General features: G+C 71.4%; 16 protein-coding genes. 7 read left to right on the top strand and 9 right to left on the bottom strand.

Annotated elements, in window-relative coordinates; genetic code table 11:
- Positions 1 to 83: 83 nt before the first annotated feature.
- The 5 genes from AB0D74_RS38435 to AB0D74_RS38415 form a co-directional block, all read right to left on the bottom strand.
- Complete coding sequence (locus AB0D74_RS38435; RefSeq protein ID WP_362597446.1) at positions 84 to 1694, bottom strand: methyltransferase; 1611 nt, start codon at positions 1692 to 1694, stop codon at positions 84 to 86.
- Positions 1695 to 1755: 61 nt separating this feature from the next.
- Complete coding sequence (locus tag AB0D74_RS38430; RefSeq protein WP_362597443.1) at positions 1756 to 2928, bottom strand: 4-hydroxybenzoate 3-monooxygenase; 1173 nt, start codon at positions 2926 to 2928, stop codon at positions 1756 to 1758.
- A gap of 291 nt (positions 2929 to 3219) precedes the next feature.
- Positions 3220 to 4182, bottom strand: a complete 963-nt coding sequence (locus AB0D74_RS38425) for a UTP--glucose-1-phosphate uridylyltransferase (protein ID WP_362597440.1) — start codon at positions 4180 to 4182, stop codon at positions 3220 to 3222.
- Positions 4183 to 4325: 143 nt separating this feature from the next.
- Positions 4326 to 5588, bottom strand: coding sequence for a CoA transferase (locus tag AB0D74_RS38420; protein WP_362597437.1), 1263 nt, complete (start codon positions 5586 to 5588; stop codon positions 4326 to 4328).
- A gap of 5 nt (positions 5589 to 5593) precedes the next feature.
- Positions 5594 to 6820, bottom strand: a complete 1227-nt coding sequence (locus AB0D74_RS38415) for an acyl-CoA dehydrogenase family protein (protein WP_362597434.1) — start codon at positions 6818 to 6820, stop codon at positions 5594 to 5596.
- A 273-nt stretch (positions 6821 to 7093) separates the two neighbouring features.
- On the opposite strand from AB0D74_RS38415, the gene AB0D74_RS38410 reads away from it, so the two are divergent.
- Entirely contained in the window at positions 7094 to 7852 is a 759-nt protein-coding gene (locus AB0D74_RS38410; protein WP_362597430.1) for an intradiol ring-cleavage dioxygenase, read from the top strand.
- 38 nt (positions 7853 to 7890) lie between these two features.
- Here AB0D74_RS38410 and AB0D74_RS38405 read toward each other — a convergent pair whose 3' ends face one another.
- Positions 7891 to 8355: an ATP-binding protein gene (locus tag AB0D74_RS38405; protein ID WP_362597427.1), complete on the bottom strand. Its 465-nt coding sequence runs from the start codon at positions 8353 to 8355 to the stop codon at positions 7891 to 7893.
- A gap of 129 nt (positions 8356 to 8484) precedes the next feature.
- Between AB0D74_RS38405 and AB0D74_RS38400 the strand changes: the two genes are divergently transcribed.
- The gene (locus AB0D74_RS38400) at positions 8485 to 9315 is read left to right on the top strand and encodes a helix-turn-helix transcriptional regulator (RefSeq protein ID WP_362597424.1); all 831 of its coding nucleotides are present in this window, start codon (positions 8485 to 8487) and stop codon (positions 9313 to 9315) included.
- The gene (locus AB0D74_RS38395; RefSeq protein ID WP_362597421.1) at positions 9312 to 9563 is read left to right on the top strand and encodes a DUF397 domain-containing protein; all 252 of its coding nucleotides are present in this window, start codon (positions 9312 to 9314) and stop codon (positions 9561 to 9563) included. Before AB0D74_RS38400 ends, AB0D74_RS38395 begins: the two co-directional genes overlap by 4 nt.
- Here the strand turns inward: AB0D74_RS38395 and AB0D74_RS38390 are convergent.
- On the bottom strand, positions 9535 to 10026 hold the full coding sequence (locus AB0D74_RS38390) for a hypothetical protein (protein WP_362597418.1): 492 nt from the start codon (positions 10024 to 10026) through the stop codon (positions 9535 to 9537). The genes AB0D74_RS38395 and AB0D74_RS38390 overlap by 29 nt on opposite strands.
- Positions 10027 to 10085: 59 nt before the next feature.
- Here AB0D74_RS38390 and AB0D74_RS38385 point away from each other — a divergent pair, with 59 nt between their 5' ends.
- Genes AB0D74_RS38385 through AB0D74_RS38375 form a run of 3 tightly spaced genes read left to right on the top strand, consistent with a single transcriptional unit; the run spans position 10086 to position 12279 of the window.
- Entirely contained in the window at positions 10086 to 10583 is a 498-nt protein-coding gene (locus tag AB0D74_RS38385; RefSeq protein ID WP_362597415.1) for a hypothetical protein, read from the top strand.
- A 56-nt stretch (positions 10584 to 10639) separates the two neighbouring features.
- The gene (locus AB0D74_RS38380) at positions 10640 to 11245 is read left to right on the top strand and encodes a HutD family protein (RefSeq protein ID WP_362597413.1); all 606 of its coding nucleotides are present in this window, start codon (positions 10640 to 10642) and stop codon (positions 11243 to 11245) included.
- 47 nt (positions 11246 to 11292) lie between these two features.
- Complete coding sequence (locus tag AB0D74_RS38375; protein ID WP_362597410.1) at positions 11293 to 12279, top strand: helix-turn-helix domain-containing protein; 987 nt, start codon at positions 11293 to 11295, stop codon at positions 12277 to 12279.
- Between the two features lie 99 nt (positions 12280 to 12378).
- On the opposite strand, the gene AB0D74_RS38370 is transcribed toward AB0D74_RS38375, so the two are convergent.
- On the bottom strand, positions 12379 to 13047 hold the full coding sequence (locus tag AB0D74_RS38370; protein ID WP_362597407.1) for a DUF4360 domain-containing protein: 669 nt from the start codon (positions 13045 to 13047) through the stop codon (positions 12379 to 12381).
- 195 nt (positions 13048 to 13242) lie between these two features.
- Entirely contained in the window at positions 13243 to 13701 is a 459-nt protein-coding gene (locus AB0D74_RS38365; protein ID WP_293998175.1) for an Rrf2 family transcriptional regulator, read from the bottom strand.
- A 73-nt stretch (positions 13702 to 13774) separates the two neighbouring features.
- Here AB0D74_RS38365 and AB0D74_RS38360 point away from each other — a divergent pair, with 73 nt between their 5' ends.
- Positions 13775 to 16765 (top strand): beta-galactosidase, encoded by a 2991-nt coding sequence (locus tag AB0D74_RS38360; RefSeq protein WP_362597403.1) that lies wholly within the window; start codon positions 13775 to 13777, stop codon positions 16763 to 16765.
- Positions 16766 to 16797: the final 32 nt, after the last annotated feature.

The following is a 16797-nucleotide window of genomic DNA, read 5'->3' as shown; positions in this document are numbered from 1 at the left end:
CGCGCCCCTTACGGGGCGCGCCCCGTAAGGGGCGCGGGGAACTGCGCGATCAGCCCCCGTCGGCCCGCAGTGAACGGAAGTGCCTAACCCCGCACGGCGTGCAACAGCGCGGCTCCCAGGGGCAGCGAGTGGCAGGCCACCGGTGTGAAGCCTGCCTCCGCCAGGAGGTGCCCGTAGTCGGCCTCCGTCCGTTCCCGGCCGCCCACGTTGCACAGCATGTGGAGGTCCCAGGCCGCTGCCGCGCTGCCGGGCAGCAGGCGCTCCACGACGAGGAGTTCGGCGCCCGGGCGCATCGCCTCCGCGCAGCGGTGGAGGATGGTGCGGCAGCGGTCGTCGTCCCAGTCGTGCAGGACCCGGGAGAGCAGGTAGGCGTCGCCGCCGGGCGGGACGGACTCCGTGAAGTCGCCCTCGGCGAAGGTGCAGCGGCCGGACAGGTCGGCCAGGTGGGAGCGGGCCGCCGCCAGGGCCTCGGGGCGTTCCAGCAGGACGCCCTCCAGGTGGCCGTGGGCGCGGAGGATCCGGCCGAGCAGGGCACCGCTGCCGCCGCCGACGTCGACGACGCGTCGTACCGCGGAGAAGTCGACGAGGTCCGGTACCGGCGTGAACATCTCCGCGCTCGCGGCCATCGCCCGGTGGAAGAGGTCGCCGAGTTCGGGGCGGGCGGCGAAGTAGCGGAAGTGGTGCTCGCCGTAGCGGTGGGCGAAAGCTTCCTTCCCAGTGCTGACGGCGTACGGGAGGCCCGCGAAGGAGTCGTAGAACGGGCCGCCGTAGAGCAGTGCGAGGGGGTGGAGGGAGTGCTCGGCGTTGGTCCGGAGCGGCTCGCCGAGGGCGGTGAGGTGGTGGGTGCCGTCGGGGGACGCCGTCAGCAGGCCGAGGGTGGCGAGGTAGCGCAGGAGGCGGCGCAGGGCGTCCGGGGCGGTGCCGGTGAGGTGCGCGAGGGCGGTGGCGTCGAGGGCGGGGCGGGCGGCCAGGTGGTCGGCGATGCCCAGTTCGGCCATGGTGCGGACGGCCTGGGTGGCCCAGGCGCCGGTCATGACGCCGAGGAGGGCGAGGGTGGGGTCGGGGAGGGGTTCCTGACGGCCGGGGAGGCGGAGTTCGAAGCGGCGGTGGTCGGTGGTGCGGAAGTAGAGGACGGTGACGTTCTCGTGGTTGTTGTAGCCGCCGCCGTCCGGGACCGCGCCGCCGCGTTCGGTGAGCAGGGTGCGCAGTCCGGCGGGGATCACCCGGCCCGGCGCGGTGACCGCGAAGGCGTGGTGGGACTCGTGGCCGTTGGCCCGTTCGTCGGCGGCGACCGTCTCCAGCGGGGAGCCGGGCGGCACGGGCAGCGCGAAGATCTCCACGGTCCGCCCGGCGACCGGCACGTGCACGATCCCGACCGGGCTGCCCTCGACGGCGGCGCCGTAGCGGCGGGTCAGCCGTCCGCGCACCACCACGCTGGGGGTGACGGGGCCCGGGTCGAGCCCGGCGTCGCGCAGGTCGTCGCGGAGCCCGTCGAGGGAGGCGGGGAAGACCAGTACGGCGGTGTGGTCGTAGCCGAGGTGGCGGGCGACGTCGGCCCGCTCGTCGGCCGTCAGACCGGGCAGCAGCGCGGCGAGTACCTGGTCGGTGTCGTGGTCGCGGACGTGGTCGGCCGCGTGCCGGATCCGGTCCAGGTCGGTTTCCGTCAGACATGCCTGTACGACGGAGAGGTTCATGAAGGGTTCCCGATGATCGTGGGGCAGGGAGAACCGGGGACGGTCGAGTCGGCCCCGGGGGTCAGATGCCGGTGTAGTTCTCGGCGAAGAAGTCCTGGTGGGCGCGGGAGGTGCGCAGGCTCTCCAGGCGGGCGTACTGCAACTGGCGGCCGTAGCGGGCCTCGTCGTCCTGGCCGGCCGGGCCGTGCAGCAGGCCGCTCATCCAGTGCGAGAACTCGTGGGCCCGCCAGACCCGGGGCAGGCTGTCGGCGGCGTACCGGGCGAGGCCGGTCCCGTCGCCGTGGGCGAGCGCCGCTTCGAGGGCGCGGGCCAGCAACTCGGCCTGGAGGACAGCGAGGTTGGCGCCCTTGGCGGCCGAGGGGCTGATGAGTCCGGCGGCGTCGCCGGCCAGCCACAGCCGTCCGCCGCCCGGGGAGTCCAGGACGTCGGAGCGCAGGTCGACGACCGCCTTCTCCAGGACCGGGCCCTGGCGCAGCGGCCCGAACTCGGCGGTCCGCAGCCGGGTCGCCAGCTCCGTCCAGATCCGGTCCTCGCTCCAGTCGGCGGGGTCGGTGCCGCGCGGGCACTGGAGGTAGTAGCGGGTGACGGTGTCCGTCCGTGCCATGTGGCCGGCGAACCCGCGCTCGTGCAGGGCGTATCCGACGGCCTCCAGGCTGGGCGGGGCCGCGACCAGCACGGCCAGCCAGGAGACCCCGTGGTCCCGGCGGGCGGTCCGGGTGCCGCGGGCCGTCAGTGCGGCGCGGCCGGTCCCCCGGTGCCCGTCGCAGCCGGCGACGTACCGCCCGGTGACGTCCGCACCGCCGCGCACCCGCACCCGGGCCTGTGCGGCCTCCTCGGTCACTCCCCCGGCCTCGGCGCCGAACCGGATCTCCCCGCCGCGCCAGAGGAATTCGGCGATCAGGTCCCGTACGAGTTCCTGCTGCGGGTAGACGGTGTGCGGCTCGCCGAGGCCCAACTTGCCGTAGTCCAGGGTGAATTCGCCGCGGTCGCTGCGGAACAGGCAGGTGCCGTGGGTCTTTCCGCGGGCTGCCAGGCCGGCTGCCAGGCCGTGTTCCGTCAGGACGCGCACGGAGTGGGCGGCGAGGAATCCGGCCCGGGCCCTGCCCTCCACCGCGGCCCGGTCGCGGCGCTCCAGGATCACGCAGTCGATGCCGCGGTCCAGCAGCAGGTTCCCCAGTACGAGCCCCGCCGGGCCGGCGCCGACGATCACTACACCGACCTGTGCTGTTGTCATTCCCCGCCCCTGGAGTTGCGCTCTGTCCAGAAGGTTCATATCAGCCGCGACCCTTACATAAGGGGAAGAAGCGGACCAATTACCCCTAAAGGGTTGCCTGGGGTGACGAAAGCTGCCGGAAAAACGGCGGGAAACGGCACGGTGCCCGTCCGCATGTCATGCGGACGGGCACCGGATCGAGCGCCGGGCAGGCCTTGCACCTGCATTTCCCCGCAGGAAGCGGGGCGTCTTTCCTTGGACCACCAACGCAGCACCAGCCACCGTCAGTTGCGGCGACCAGCTCTGTAACGATCATACCGTACGCTGCACGTCGCCCTGCAACTCGGCCTCGATCCCGCCCTTGCTCCCGGCCTCGGCCTCGCTCTCGTCGAGCTTGGTGACCAGACCGCGCAGCACGGGTCCGTACTCGGGGTGGGCGAGGGCGAAGGCCATCTGCGCGACCAGGTAGTCGGCCGGGTTGCCGGTGTCGTACCAGCGGCCCTGGATGACCTGCCCGTACACGGCCCGGCTGCCGGCGTAGGCGTTGATGGCGTCGGTCAGGTACACCTCGCCGGTGCGGTGCTCGTACCAGCGGCGGGTCTGCTCGCGCAGCTCGTCGATGATGCCGGGGGTGACGACGTAGCCGCCGATGGCCGCGTACGGCGAGGGCGCGTCGGCCGGCGCGGGCTTCTCGACCAGGCCGGTGATGCGCAACTGGCCGTCGCCGAGGTCCTCCTTGACGATGGGCACGCCGTAGCGCTGGGAGTCGGCGGGGTCCATCGGCAGCAGGGCGAGGACCGGGCAGCCGGTCTGCTCGTAGGCGCGGATCAGCTGCTGGGCGCGGGGCACCTCGGCGACGAACACGTCGTCGGGCCAGAGCACGAGGACGGGCTCGTCGCCGAAGGAGCGGGCGGCGTTCAGCACGGGCGTGCCGTTGCCGTACGGGCCGTACTGGTCGAGGTAGGTGATGTGCCCCTTGCGGGCCAGCTCGGCGACCTCCTCGACGGCGTCCGCGTAGGCGGTCTTGCCGTCGGCGCGCAGCTGCTCGACGAGTGCCGGGTTGGGCCGGAAGTGGTCCTGGATCAGGCTCTTCCCGCCCGAGACGACGATGGTGATGTCGGTGATCCCGGAGTCCACCAGCTCCCGCACGGTGTGCTCGATCACCGGCTTGTCGCCGACGGGGAGCATCTCCTTCGGCGTGGCCTTGGTCAGGGGCAGCAGGCGGGAGCCCAGTCCGGCGGCGGGGATCACGGCCCTGCGGATCGTCGGGGACATCAGGTCTCTCTCGGTCGGACGGCACGGGGTACGAGGACGCTACCAACGGCCCCTGTGCCGCCCGGGAAACGCCGACCGGCCGGATCACGTCGTCCAGGCCATTTCCGGGCGAAGTCGGGATGAAGAGCGGGAGAGAGGTGTGCTCAGCGCGGCGGCTCCGGGTCCGGGGTGTCGGGGACCGCTCCCGCGGCGTGCAGCCCGGCGATCTCGGCGGGGGCGAAGCCCAGTTCGGCGAGGATCTCGTCGTTGTGCTCGCCGAGGTCCGGCGCCCGTCTCGCCGGCGTCTTCGGGACCCCGCGGAGAGTGACCGGGCTGCCGACGGTCTCCGGCAGCCCGCTGACTCCGGCCAGCGGTACGACGATGCCGTTCTCGCGCAGCTGCGGGTCCCGCGCGGCCTCCTCCGGCGTCTGGATGAGGCTGAAGGTGACGCGTTCCCGGTCCAGCGCGTCCTTCCAGTGGGCGAAGGGCCGGGAGCGGAACGCGGTGTCGAGCAGTTCGGCGAGCGCGGCGGAGTGCTCGGCCAGACCTTCCAGGTCGGAGAACCGGGGGTCCTCGAACAGGTCGGGGTGTCCGAGGGCGCGGGCGAGTCCCTGCCGGCGGATGGGCGAGGCGACCAGCATGAGCCACTCGCCGTCCGCGGTCCGGTAGGGGTTGACCAGCGGGTTCGCCGGGATCTTCCGGTCGTGCAGCTCGAAGGGGGTGCCGTCGGCCAGGGCGCCGGCCACCAGGGTTCCGGTGGCCCAGACGCCCGTGGCGAGCAGGGACGTGCCGACGTCGGCGCCTCGTCCCGTCCGCTCACGGTGGTAGAGGGCGGTCGTGATCGCCGCGTAGACGGCGATGGCGGTCGTGTAGTCGCCGCTGCCCCAGACCGGCACGGTCGGCGGGGCGCCCGCGTCGCGGGTGGAGGCCAGCAGGCCGCTGCGCGACCAGAAGGCGGTCAGGTCGAAGCCCGGCTGCCGGGCGTCGGGGCCGGTGTCCCCGAAGCCGGTGAGGTCGGCGTAGACGACCCTCGGGTTCCAGCCCGAGACCTCCGCGTAGCCGAGGTGCAGCTTCTCGCGGGTGCCGTGCGGGAAGTTGGTGATGACGACGTCGGCCCACTCGACGAGCCGCTTGAGGACCTCGACGGCGTCCGGCGACTTCAGGTCCAGCACCATGCCCCGCTTGTTGCGGTTGGCGAGGTGCCAGCTGTAGTTCGCCCGCGCCTGCGGGCTGGGCGGCACGGAACTCAGCCGCCGCTGGGGGTCGCCCGTCCCCGGCGGCTCGATCTTGATGACGTCCGCCCCGAAGTCGGAGAGCATGGTGGCCGCGGCCGGTGCCGCGATGAACGAGGAGGCGTCGAGGACCTTCAGACCGGTGAAGACGGATACATCGGTCCCGGAGCCGCCGGTCACGGATTCGGTGGTCATCGCGGTCACCTCACGAAGGCGCTCAGGCCGTCGGTGACGGCGCGGCCCACGATCAGGGTCTGGATCTCCCGGGTGCCCTCGTACGAGTAGAGGGCCTCGGCGTCGGCGACGAAGCGGCCGATCTTGTAGTCGAGGATGATGCCGTTGCCGGCCAGCAGCTCCCGGGCCCAGCCGACGCTCTCCCGCATCCGCACGGTGCAGTACGCCTTCGCCAGGGCGGAGTGCTCGTCCTTGAAGATCCCGGCGTCCTGGAGCTGGGCCAGGCGTGTGACCATCCCGCAGGAGGCGGTGGCGTTGCCGAGCATCTTCACCAGCAGGTCCTGGACGAGCTGGAAGCCGCCGATCGGGCGCCCGAACTGCTCGCGCTCCTTGGCGTACCGCAGCGCGATCTCGTAGGCGCCGAACATCACGCCCACGGCCTGCCAGGCCACCCCGCTGCGGGTCTGCCGCAGGATGTTGGCCGTGTCCTTGAACGAGTGGGCGTTCTGCAACCGGTTCGCCTCCGGAACGCGGCAGCCTTCGAGGACGATGTCGGCGTTCTGCACGATCCGCAGCGCCATCTTGTTCTCGATCTTCGTCGCCGTGAACCCGGGGGTGTCCTTCTCCACGACGAAGCCCAGCACGTGGTTGGTCTCGGTGTCCCGCGCCCAGATGACGACCAGGTCGGCGAAGGTCGCGTTGCCGATCCACCGCTTGGCCCCGTCGAGGATCCAGCCGTCGCCGTCGCGGCGCGCGGTCGTCCGCAGGCCGCCGGCCACGTCGGAACCCCCGTGCGGTTCGGTCAGCCCGAAGGCTCCGATCTTCTCGAAGCGGCTCATGGCCGGCAGCCACCGCCGCTTCTGCTCCTCGGAGCCGCAGGCGAGGATCGAGCCCATCGCGAGCCCGGTGTGCACGCCGGAGAAGGTCGCCAAGGAGGCGTCGGCATGGGCGAATTCCAGCGCGAGGAATCCCGAGAGGAGATTGCTCGGCTTCGATTCCGCGGAGTCCGGGTCCGCCCAGTCCACGAGCCCGAGTCCGCCGAATCCCGCGACCAGCTGGAAGGGGAACTCGGCCCGGGCCCAGTAGTCGTCGACGATGGGCGCGGCCTGCGTTTCGAGGAATGCGCGGACGCGCTCGATCCTGGCCCGCTCGCCGTCCGTCAGCAGTTCCTCGAAGGAATAGAAATCGGCGGGAAGCAGCCCTTCGCCCAGGTAGGGGCCGGACGGCGTGGGCAGGGGCGGGGTGGCACCCATGGGCATCTTCCTCCAGCGCTGCGGAACACGGTTGCGGTGTCTCGGTTCTCCGGCGCGATTAGACCCGGATCCCGTGCCGATTCCCGCGAGCCCTCGCCGTTCAGGGGGTGCCCTCGTCGTGGCGAACTACCCTAATGGCCCCTTCGTCCGCCCGTTGTCCGCGATGTCGAACATCGGCCGCCAATTCAGCTGTCTCAACTCACGACTTGACGGCCGCCCATTTTGCGAAACTGACAGCTCGCCTACAGACACCGTTCCTACGGTGCCGTGTCCATGACAGACACCTCAGATGGCGCCCGCATCGTCGGCCGCCGTACCGTACTCGTCGCCACCGGGACGACCGCCGCTGCCCTGGCCGTAGGCGCAGCGGTCTCGACCGAGGCCCCCGCGGCAGCCGCCGCCCCCGACCTCCAGCCGGCCGCCGCGGCGGCGGTCTGCACGCTCACCGAGGAGCAGACCGAAGGCCCCTACTACCTCAACGGGGCGCTGGTCCGCTCCAACATCACCGAGGGCAAGTCCGGCATCACCCTCAACCTCGCCCTCACCGTGGTCAACTCCGCCTGCACCGTCATCCCCAACGCCCTCGTGGAGGTGTGGCACGCCGACGCGCTCGGCGAGTACTCCGGCTACGTCGGCGCCAACGGCCACAGCGAGGCCGACGACGGCACCTTCCTGCGCGGCGGTGTCCTCACCAACTCCAGCGGCGTCGCCAACATCACCACGATCTACCCGGGCTGGTACCGGGGCCGCTGCATCCACATCCACGTGAAGGTCCACACGGGCGTCACCCTGACCTCCGACGGCTCCTTCACCGGCGGTTCGACCCTGCACACGGGCCAGCTCTTCATCAACGAGAGCATCACGACCGCGGTCGCGGCGGTCTCGCCCTACTCGGCCAACACGGTCACCCGCACCACGCTCGCCCAGGACGGGATCTACGACGACGCGGGCGCCTCGTCGGGCCTCATGACCGTCACCGGCTCCACGTCCGCCGGCTACACCGGCACCCTCACCCTGGGCGTCTCGACCTGACGCCCCGGGCCCCGGGGAGACGCGCCCCGGGGCCCGGCTCAGGGTCTGCGACGAAGTGGCAGGTCCACCTCGGCCCGTACGGTCTTGCCCGGTGCGCCGTCGCAGCCCCGCTCCAGCACCTCCCACCGATCGGCCAGCGCGTCCACGAGCACGAGCCCGCGCCCCCCGGCGTCCAGCGGCCCCGACGGCCGCACGTCCCGGGGGCCGGGCGGCCGTCGTTCGGCCCGGGTGTCGGTGACCTCGACCCGCACGCTGCCCGTCACCACCGACAGCCGCAGCTCGAAGTCCCGCCCGGGCACGCGCCCGTGCGTCACGGCGTTCGCGGCCAGCTCCGCGACGATCACCGACACCTTGTCGATCACCTCCGCCGACGCGAACCGGCCACCCCACGCATGGAGTTGGGCAACAGCGAGATGCCTCGCCAGCCGGGCGCCCCGCGGGGTGCCACTGAGCCGCTGGGCGAGTGTTCGACTGACGGTGACGGTGGTGGGGGGTGCGTCCATGCCCCCAATCTGCCGCCTGGCACGGCTGGTTCTCCAGGTCCCGGCCGTGTACTCCCCGCGCGCGTACTCGGTGACCGACTGGACTGTACTGGTCACCTTCCGTGACCATGAGTCCGGGAGGTGGCCTACGTGGGCGACGGAGTCGAGCCGGAGTCGTCGGACAGTCTGCGGACTTTCGGGGCGGTGGTCCAGGCCTTGCGCGAACACGCGGGGCTGAGCAGGGAGGAGTTCGCCGAGCGGGTGCGGTTCTCGAAACACACGGTGGCATCCGTGGAGTTGGGCCGCCGCATGCCGGACGAGTCCTTCGTGGAGGCGGCGGAGGAGGCCCTCGGCAACACGGGGGCCTTACGACGGGCGGCGGGGTATGTGGCGCGGCAGCCGGGGCTGGCGGCTTGGTTCCGGCGGTGGGCGCGGATGGAGGCGACGGCGATCAGCCTCTACACCTACGAATGCCGGGTCGTGCCCGGCCTGTTGCAAACGGAGGCCTACACGCGGGCGGTCTTCCTGAGCGTTCCGCCGATCCCCAACGATCAGAAACTGGACGATCGGGTGGCCGCACGCGCGGCCCGACAGGATCTGCTGTCCACCCGGCGGGAGCGGCCGTGCGCGTTCAGTTTCATCGTCGAGCAGGCCCTGCTGGAACGACGAACGGGCGGCCACGAAGTGACACGAGAGCTGCTCGACCACCTACTGGAGGTGATTGACCAGCATCGGAACGTGGAGATCCAGGTCATGCCGCTGCGGCAGCCAACACACGCAGGCCTGGACGGCCCGTTGCAGCTGCTTGAGACCCCCGAGAATCAGTGGTTCGCTTATTCGGAAGGACAGAAGAACGGCCGCCTCATCGCCGACCCGAAGGAGATCAGCGTCCTCCACCAGCGATATGGAAAACTGCGCGCGCAGGCCCTCAACCTCCGGGACTCCAGGGCCCTGTTGGAGCAGATGCGAGGAGCGCTATGAGCACGTCCGAACTGACCTGGTTCAAGAGCAGCTACAGCAGCGGCAGCGAGGGCGACTGCGTCGAGGTCGCTCTCCAGTGGCACAAGTCGAGCTACAGCAGCGGCGGTGACGGCGACTGCGTCGAATTCGCCGCCTGCCCCACCACCATCCACATCCGCGACTCCAAGGACCGGCAGGGTCCCCAGCTGGCCCTCTCCCCCGCCACGTGGGCCAACTTCCTCACGCACGCCGGGAAGCGGCTGTCCTGACCTGCTTGAACCAGGCGTCCGACACGGTCTTCGGAACCGTGCCGGTCAGGCCGCCCTCCTTGGTGAAGGCGAGTGCCCCGCTGTAGGCGCCGCCGCCACAGCCGTCGGACTGGTGGCTGAGCCTCTTGTCGGTGGACGCGTCGATGAAGGGCTTCGTGCTGCCCTTGCGGGTGACCCGGAAGCGGACCGTGCCGAGGTCGGGGCCGATGTCGTCCGGCAGCGGCAGACGGACGCTCGTGACGTCCTCGGCCGGTATCCGGTCCTCGACGCACCTGCCGTGCGCACAGAGCCGGACGGAGGCTCCGGCGAGACCGTCGTAGCCGTCCTGCGCGAAGAACACGCCGACCTGGGCCACCACACCGACACCGCCGCAGGGTTCCGCGTTCCCCGCGCACCCGGACAGGCCGACGAAGAGCGCGACGGCACCGCCGACCACCCGCGCGTACCGGACCGGATTCAGCACTGCTTCCCCCTTTGTGACCTGCCCATCATCACCCACAGCGGCGGTGCGATGATCGCCGCATGAAACATCGAAGACGGGCCCTGCTCGCCCTCCTCACGGTCGGCCTCCTCACCTCGTGCTCCGGCGGGGGCACGGCTCTGGACGGCAGCTCGCAAGCGGGCGCGATCGCCGAGAACGACCACGCCCGGGTCGGCGACGAGTACTGGGTGGCGATGCCGCCGTTGTCGAACAAGACGGGGAAACCGCTCACCGTCGTCGACGCGAAGATCGTCCATGTGCCGGCCGGGCTGCGTGTCACGGGTTACCGGGTGGACACCGCCGTCGAGGGTTACCTCATGGGGACGTCACCCGTCGCCCCCACGGACGAGGTCAGGGCCGGTCCGGTCCGGGTCGCGGCGCACGACCAGTCGGACCAGTACTACGAGGCCCGGGTCAAGGTGACCGGAGCCGTGCACGGGGACCTCACCGACTGCCGCTTCACCTACCGGCAGGGCTCCACCACACACCAACAGGACATCGGCTGCGACACCCGGATCCGCCTGGAAAAGCCCCTCTGAGGCGGTCGTCCCGCATACGAAACGGCTGTTGACAGTACGAACCGGAAGGACACCGCGTGACACCGCAGATCCTGCGTGCCAAGGACAGGACGCCCGCGCCCTGGAAGAACGGTGGAGGCGTGACATCGCAGGTCGCGGTTGATCCGCCGGGCGCGGGGACGGACGATTTCGTATGGCGGGTCAGCGTCGCCGACGTGGCGTCCAGCGGACCGTTCTCCGCGTTTCCCGGAGTCGACAGGATCATCACCGTCGTCGGCGGACCGGGCATGTCCCTCACCGTCGACGGGGTCCCGCACGTGATCGACGCGCCGTACGAGCCGTTCGCCTTCCCCGGTGACGCGGTCACGGAGTGCCGGCTGCTCGACGGGCCGATCGTCGACTTCAACGTGATGGTCCGGCGTGCCGGGATGACAGCGCGGGTCCGCGTGGTGCGCTCCGACACATCCGTACGGGCCGCTGCCGGGACCCGTGTTCTGGCGATCGTCCTGGACGGGTCGGCCGAACTCCAGCGGGCCTCGGTCCGCCTCGGCCGCCTCGACGCGGTCCTGCTCCCGGAAGGGGACGGTGACAGCTTCGGAGTGGAGGGGGTCCTGGCGATCGTGGACCTCGTTCCGGGCACCGGAGTCGGTGAGGAGCAGCTTCATCGAGCCCCCGCCGGGTAGGGTCGCCGTTCGATGGCAGGATAGGCGGCTGGCGATAGGATCGTGCCATGTCCGCCGACATCGACTTTCTGTCCAGCCGCCCGCACCGGGTCGTCGTGCTCGCCCTCGACGGGGTCTATCCCTTCGAGCTGGGGATTCCGAACCGGGTCTTTCCGTGTGTGCCCGGTGCCTACGACGTGGTGACGTGTGCGGCGACGGAGGACCGGACCGTGGCGACCAGTGCCGACTTCACCGTCACCGTCGGGCACGGGCCCGAGGCGCTGGAGAGCGCGGACACGGTGGTCGTACCGCCGTACGACATGGCGCGGATCACGCAGGAGCTGCCCGGACCGGTCGCCGACGCGCTGGCGCGGATCCGGCCCGGGGCCCGGATCGTCTCGATCTGCACGGGGGCGTTCGCGCTCGCGGCGGCCGGGATGCTCGACGGGCGGCCGGCGACGACGCACTGGGCGCTGGCGCCGCGGTTCCGGCGGATGTTCCCGTACGTCGACCTGGATCCGGACGTGCTGTTCATCGACGACGGTGACGTCCTGACCTCGGCGGGTGCGGCCTCCGGCGTCGACGTGTGCCTGCACGTCGTGCGCTCCGACCACGGCAGCGCGGTCGCCAACAGCGTGGCCCGGCAGTGTGTCGTACCGCCCTGGCGGGACGGCGGACAGGCGCAGTACATCGAAGCGCCGGTGCCGGACGAGGGGGCCACGGGCACGGCGGCCACCCGGGCGTGGGCGCTGGAGAACCTGGAACGGCCGCTCGCGCTGCGGGAGCTGGCCGAGCACGCCCGGATGAGCCGCCGCACCTTCGCCCGCCGGTTCCAGGAGGAGACGGGGACCAGCCCCGGGCGCTGGCTGATCCAGCAGCGGGTACGGCGCGCCCGTGACCTCCTGGAGACCAGCGAGCTGTCGGTCGACCGCATCGCCGCCGAGGTCGGCTTCGCCACCGGCACCTCCCTGCGGCAGCACCTGCACGCGGCGATCGGCGTCTCCCCGCAGGCCTACCGCAACACCTTCCGGGCCACGGCCGTGAGCAGGGTCTGAGCCCGCAGGGTCTGAGCCCGCAGGGCCGGGGCGGGCAGGGTCCCGCCCCGGCGCGAGGTCCCGTCGCCGGGACGCGTGGCGCCGGGGCGGGCCGACGGGCTACTTGGCGGGGCACTGCTTCCAGGCGAGGTGGTAGACGGTGCTGATCTCGCCGTCGGTGGAGTCCATGGTCATGAAGCTGACCTTGCCGGGGTTCGCGCTCCCGGCGTTCACCCGCAGCTCGGTGTTGATGTTGAAGTTGCGCTGGACCCCGCAGGGCGCCCAGACCAGCTGGGCCCAGTCGGTGGTGTCGGTGGCCTCCCAGTTGTCGTTGTAGGGGCCGGTGAAGGGGTGGTTGGCGAACGCGGTGTTCGGGGAGCCCTGGAAGTAGTACGAGGCCCGCTGGGTGCCGGTGGCACCCGGCTGGAGCGACGCGAAGCCGCGGTAGTCGGCGCTGGCGATGGCGTAGGTGAAGCCGCCCGGCACGTGGACGACCAGGTTGAGCTGGCAGTTGCGGCGGAAGACGGTCGGGTCGGAGTTGCCCCCGGCCTGGGCGAGGTACGCGCTGTAGGTGACGGTGAAGGCCTCGTTGTCCTCGGACACGGCGACGGCCGTGGTCCCCTGCGGACAGCCGGAGCCGTTCACCGTGGCGACGTTGATGACGATCTTGTCCGGCGGCGGGTCGTCGAAGACGGGCGACGACGAGGCCTGGGCCTGAGCGGGCAGCCCGGCGGTGAGCAGCGCGGCCAGCGCTCCGCCGAGCAGGAGTCCGTGTCTCCTGGGTCCCATGATTTCTCCGGTTCGGTGATTCGAGTGGGGGGTTGCACCCGCGGCCGTCCGGGACTCAGCTTCGTAGTTCACCTTTGAAGAAACTGTGTGTTTCCTGTGAAGGCCGGGGCGCTCGCATCGTAGGAAGCCCCAGCCGAACCGGTCAGGGCGAACTCCGGCCATTCACAGTCCCGGATTTCACACCCCGCCCGAGGCTCAGGGGTTCTCCCAGGCCGCCGGTTCCGCCGCCAGGGCCCGGACCGGCTCCGGCAGGGCGTCCGCCGCGATGTCCGCCACCGTGACGCCTTCGAGGATCCTGCGGACGTTGGCACGCAGGGCGATCCACAGGGGCAGCAGCGGCTGGGCGGTGCCGGTGTAGGCGAGGCCCGTCGGGCGTTCGCCGCGCACCGAGACGATCGGGCCGTCCACCGCGCGGATCAGGTCGGCCACGGTGATCGCGGACGCCTCCCGGGCCAGCCGGTAGCCGCCGCCCCCGCCACGCCGGCTGTCGACGATCCCGGCGCGCCGGAGGTCACCCAGAATGCCCTCAAGGAACTTGTGCGGGATGTCCTGGGCGCCGGCGATCTCCTCCGCCTTCACGGGGGCCTCACCCTGCCGTACGGCGAGCTCCAGAACCGCCCGTACCGCGTAATCCGCTCGTGCCGAGATCCTCATGCGTCCATTGTGGGGCGTCCTCCCGTGGACAATGGCCGCACCCGCGCCCCGTAAGATCGCCCGGGAGGATCCCTTGGCGCTCAGCAGACGTACCTTCAGTGCCCTCGCCGGCTCGACCGCGCTCGGTTTCGCCCTGGGCGGCAGCGGCGGCCCCGGGGCGCCCGCGGCCTACGCGGCCCGCAGCGTGCCGACCGGACCGGCACCGGCCGCGCCGAGAGCCGACGGCCGGCGGCACACCATCGGCTACGACCAGTACTCCCTCGTCGTGGACGGGCGGCGGCTGGTGGTCTGGTCCGGCGAGATGCACCCCTTCCGCCTCCCGAGCCCGTCCCTGTGGCGGGACGTCCTGGAGAAGATGCGGGCGCACGGCTACAACACCGTCAGCATCTACGCGGCCTGGAACTACCACTCCCCCGCGCCCGGGACCTACGACTTCACCGGCGTCCGCGACCTCGACCTGTTCCTGCGCACCGCCGCGGAGACCGGCCTGTACGTCATCGTCCGCCCCGGCCCCTACATCAACGCCGAGGTCGACGCCGGCGGCTTCCCCGGCTGGCTCACCGCCACCGCGGGCGCCGCCCGGGGCACCGACCCGACCTACCTCGGCCACGTCGACCAGTGGCTGACGGCCGTCAACCGCATCGTCCGCCACCACCAGCACACCGACGGCGGCGGCACCGTCCTGCTCTACCAGATCGAGAACGAGTACGACGGCCACGTCTCCGACCCCAGCGGCCCCGCCTACATGTCCCACCTGTACAAGAAGGTGCGGGCCGACGGCATCGACGTCCCCCTCTTCCACAACGACAAGGGGCGCAACGGCTACTGGATCCCCGGCTCCTTCGACACCGGCGGCGAGAAGGGCAAGTGGCTGTACGGCTTCGACGGCTACCCCTCGCCCTCGCAGCCCCCGCCGGACTGGGGCGACTTCGGGATCGGCGGCCTCAAGGGCGGCGCGACCGCGAGCCCGCGCACACCCGGGTTCGTGCCGGAGTACGGGGGCGGCTGGTTCGACCCGTGGGGCGGCGTCGAGTTCGGCGGCAAGGGCTACGCCGAGTCCCGGCGCACCCGGGACGCGGCCTACGAGCGCCGCTTCTACCTCACCAACCTCGCCAACGGCCTCACCCTCCACAACGTCTACATGACCTACGGCGGCACCACCTGGGGCTGGCTGCCGGCGCCGGTCGTCTACACGTCGTACGACTACGGCGCCGCCATCGACGAGGCCCGCAACGTCACCACGAAGATCGCGCCGATGCACCAGCTCGGCCACCTCCTGCAACGCGTCCCGGACTTCGCGAAACTGGACCGCGCGGCCGACGTCCACGTGGCCGGCCTGAAGACGTACCACCTCACCAACCCCGACACCCAGGCGCACGTCTACGTCCTGCGCAACGACAGTGCCGAAGAGGTCACCTCCACCCTGCGGACCGCCGACGGCGACGACGTGGACCTGACCGTCGCGCCGCACGACGCCCGGCTCGTCACCACCGGCCTCTCCCTCGGCAAGCGAAGGCTGCGCTACTGCACCGCCCAGCCGATGTTCGTGCTCACCGCGGGACGCCAGGACATCGCCCTGTTCACCGGCCGCTACGGCGAGATGGCGCACCTCGTGCTGGAGTGCCCGACCGAGCCGTTCGTCCAGCGCCTCGACGCGGAGGCGGCCTGGGTCTACGACCAGGGCGTCCTGCACGTCACCGCGCCGCTCGGGCAGGGCGGACTCACCCGGGTCCTGGTCCAGCGCGGCGACTCCGACACCCCGCTGCTCCTCCTCTTCGCCGACGACGCGACCTCCGTCCGGCTGTTCCCGTACGACACCCCGTCCGGCACGCTCCTCGCCTACGGCCCGGCGCTGCTGCGCCACGCGCAGCTCGACGGGTCGGCGGTCCACCTCACCGGGGACATCGTCGGGACGAGCGGCGTGGAGGTCTGGGGACCCCGCGGGATCACCTCGGTCACCTGGAACGGGCAGCCGGTACCGACCCGGGTGACCGTCTCGGAGAGCCTGGTCGCCCTGTCCGAGATGCCGGCGGCACCGCGCCCCGCGCTGCCGGTCCTCACCGGCTGGCGCCGCAGGACCGAGAACCCCGAGGCCGCGGCCGGCTTCGACGACTCGGCGTGGCAGGCCGCCGACAGGAAGACGTCGTACAGCACGACGGCCGTCCCGGCGGGTCAGCCGGTGCTCTTCGCCGACGACTACGGCTTCCACTACGGAGATGTCTGGTACCGGGGACGGGTGGAGGGCGACCTGTCGGACCTGGAGTCGGTCTCGCTCGCCTACAGCACCGGCACCCAGGGCATGCTGATGGCCTGGCTGGACGGGGTGCCGCTGGGCTCGCACCGGATGCCGGTGCCGGACGCCAAGACGGTACGGAAGGGGAGCTGGGCGGCCACGGCCGAGTTCACCGCCGACGCGTTGAAGAAGCTGAAGAAGAAGCAGCGGGAGAAGCCGGGGCACGTGCTGTCCGTGCTGGTGCGGCGGATGCAGCACGACATGGACGGGGGGTCGCTGGACACCCACAAGGTGGCGCGCGGGCTGACCGCCGTCTCCTTCAAGGGGGTCTCGCCGAAGGTGAGCTGGCGGATCCAGGGGGCGGTGGCACCGGATCCGGTGCGGGGGCCGCAGAACAACGGCGGGCTGTACGGGGAGCGGGAGGGCTGGCACCTGCCCGGGTTCGCCGACGGCGGGTGGGAGGCGGTCGCCCTTCCCCGCGCCGACCAGGGGATGGGGGTCACCTGGTACCGGACCGGGTTCCGGCTGTCCGTGCCGGGCGGGGTGGACGCGTCGGTGGGGCTGGTGCTGGAGGACGATCCGGCGCGGGCCTATCGGGTGCAGATCTTCTTGAACGGGTGGAACCTCGGGCAGTACGTCAACGATGTGGGGCCGCAGCACACGTTTGTGCTGCCCAACGGGATCTTGCGGACTCGGGGGGCCAACACGTTGGCGTTGGCTGTGCTGGCGGATGGGACATCCGAGGTCGGTCCTGGTGCGGTACGGCTTGAGCTGCTTGGCAGTTCGGTCGGGGGAGTTTCCGTGGAGACGGTTCCCTCCCCCGGCCGTTAGCTGCGGGTTGTACGTGGTTGCTCGCGCCCACG

Origin of the sequence: Streptomyces sp. NPDC048278, assembly GCF_040652195.1 — a bacterium.
Classification (GTDB): domain Bacteria; phylum Actinomycetota; class Actinomycetes; order Streptomycetales; family Streptomycetaceae; genus Streptomyces.
The sequence above is the reverse complement of the archived record's forward strand: the minus strand, read 5'-3'. Positions and strand labels throughout refer to the sequence as shown.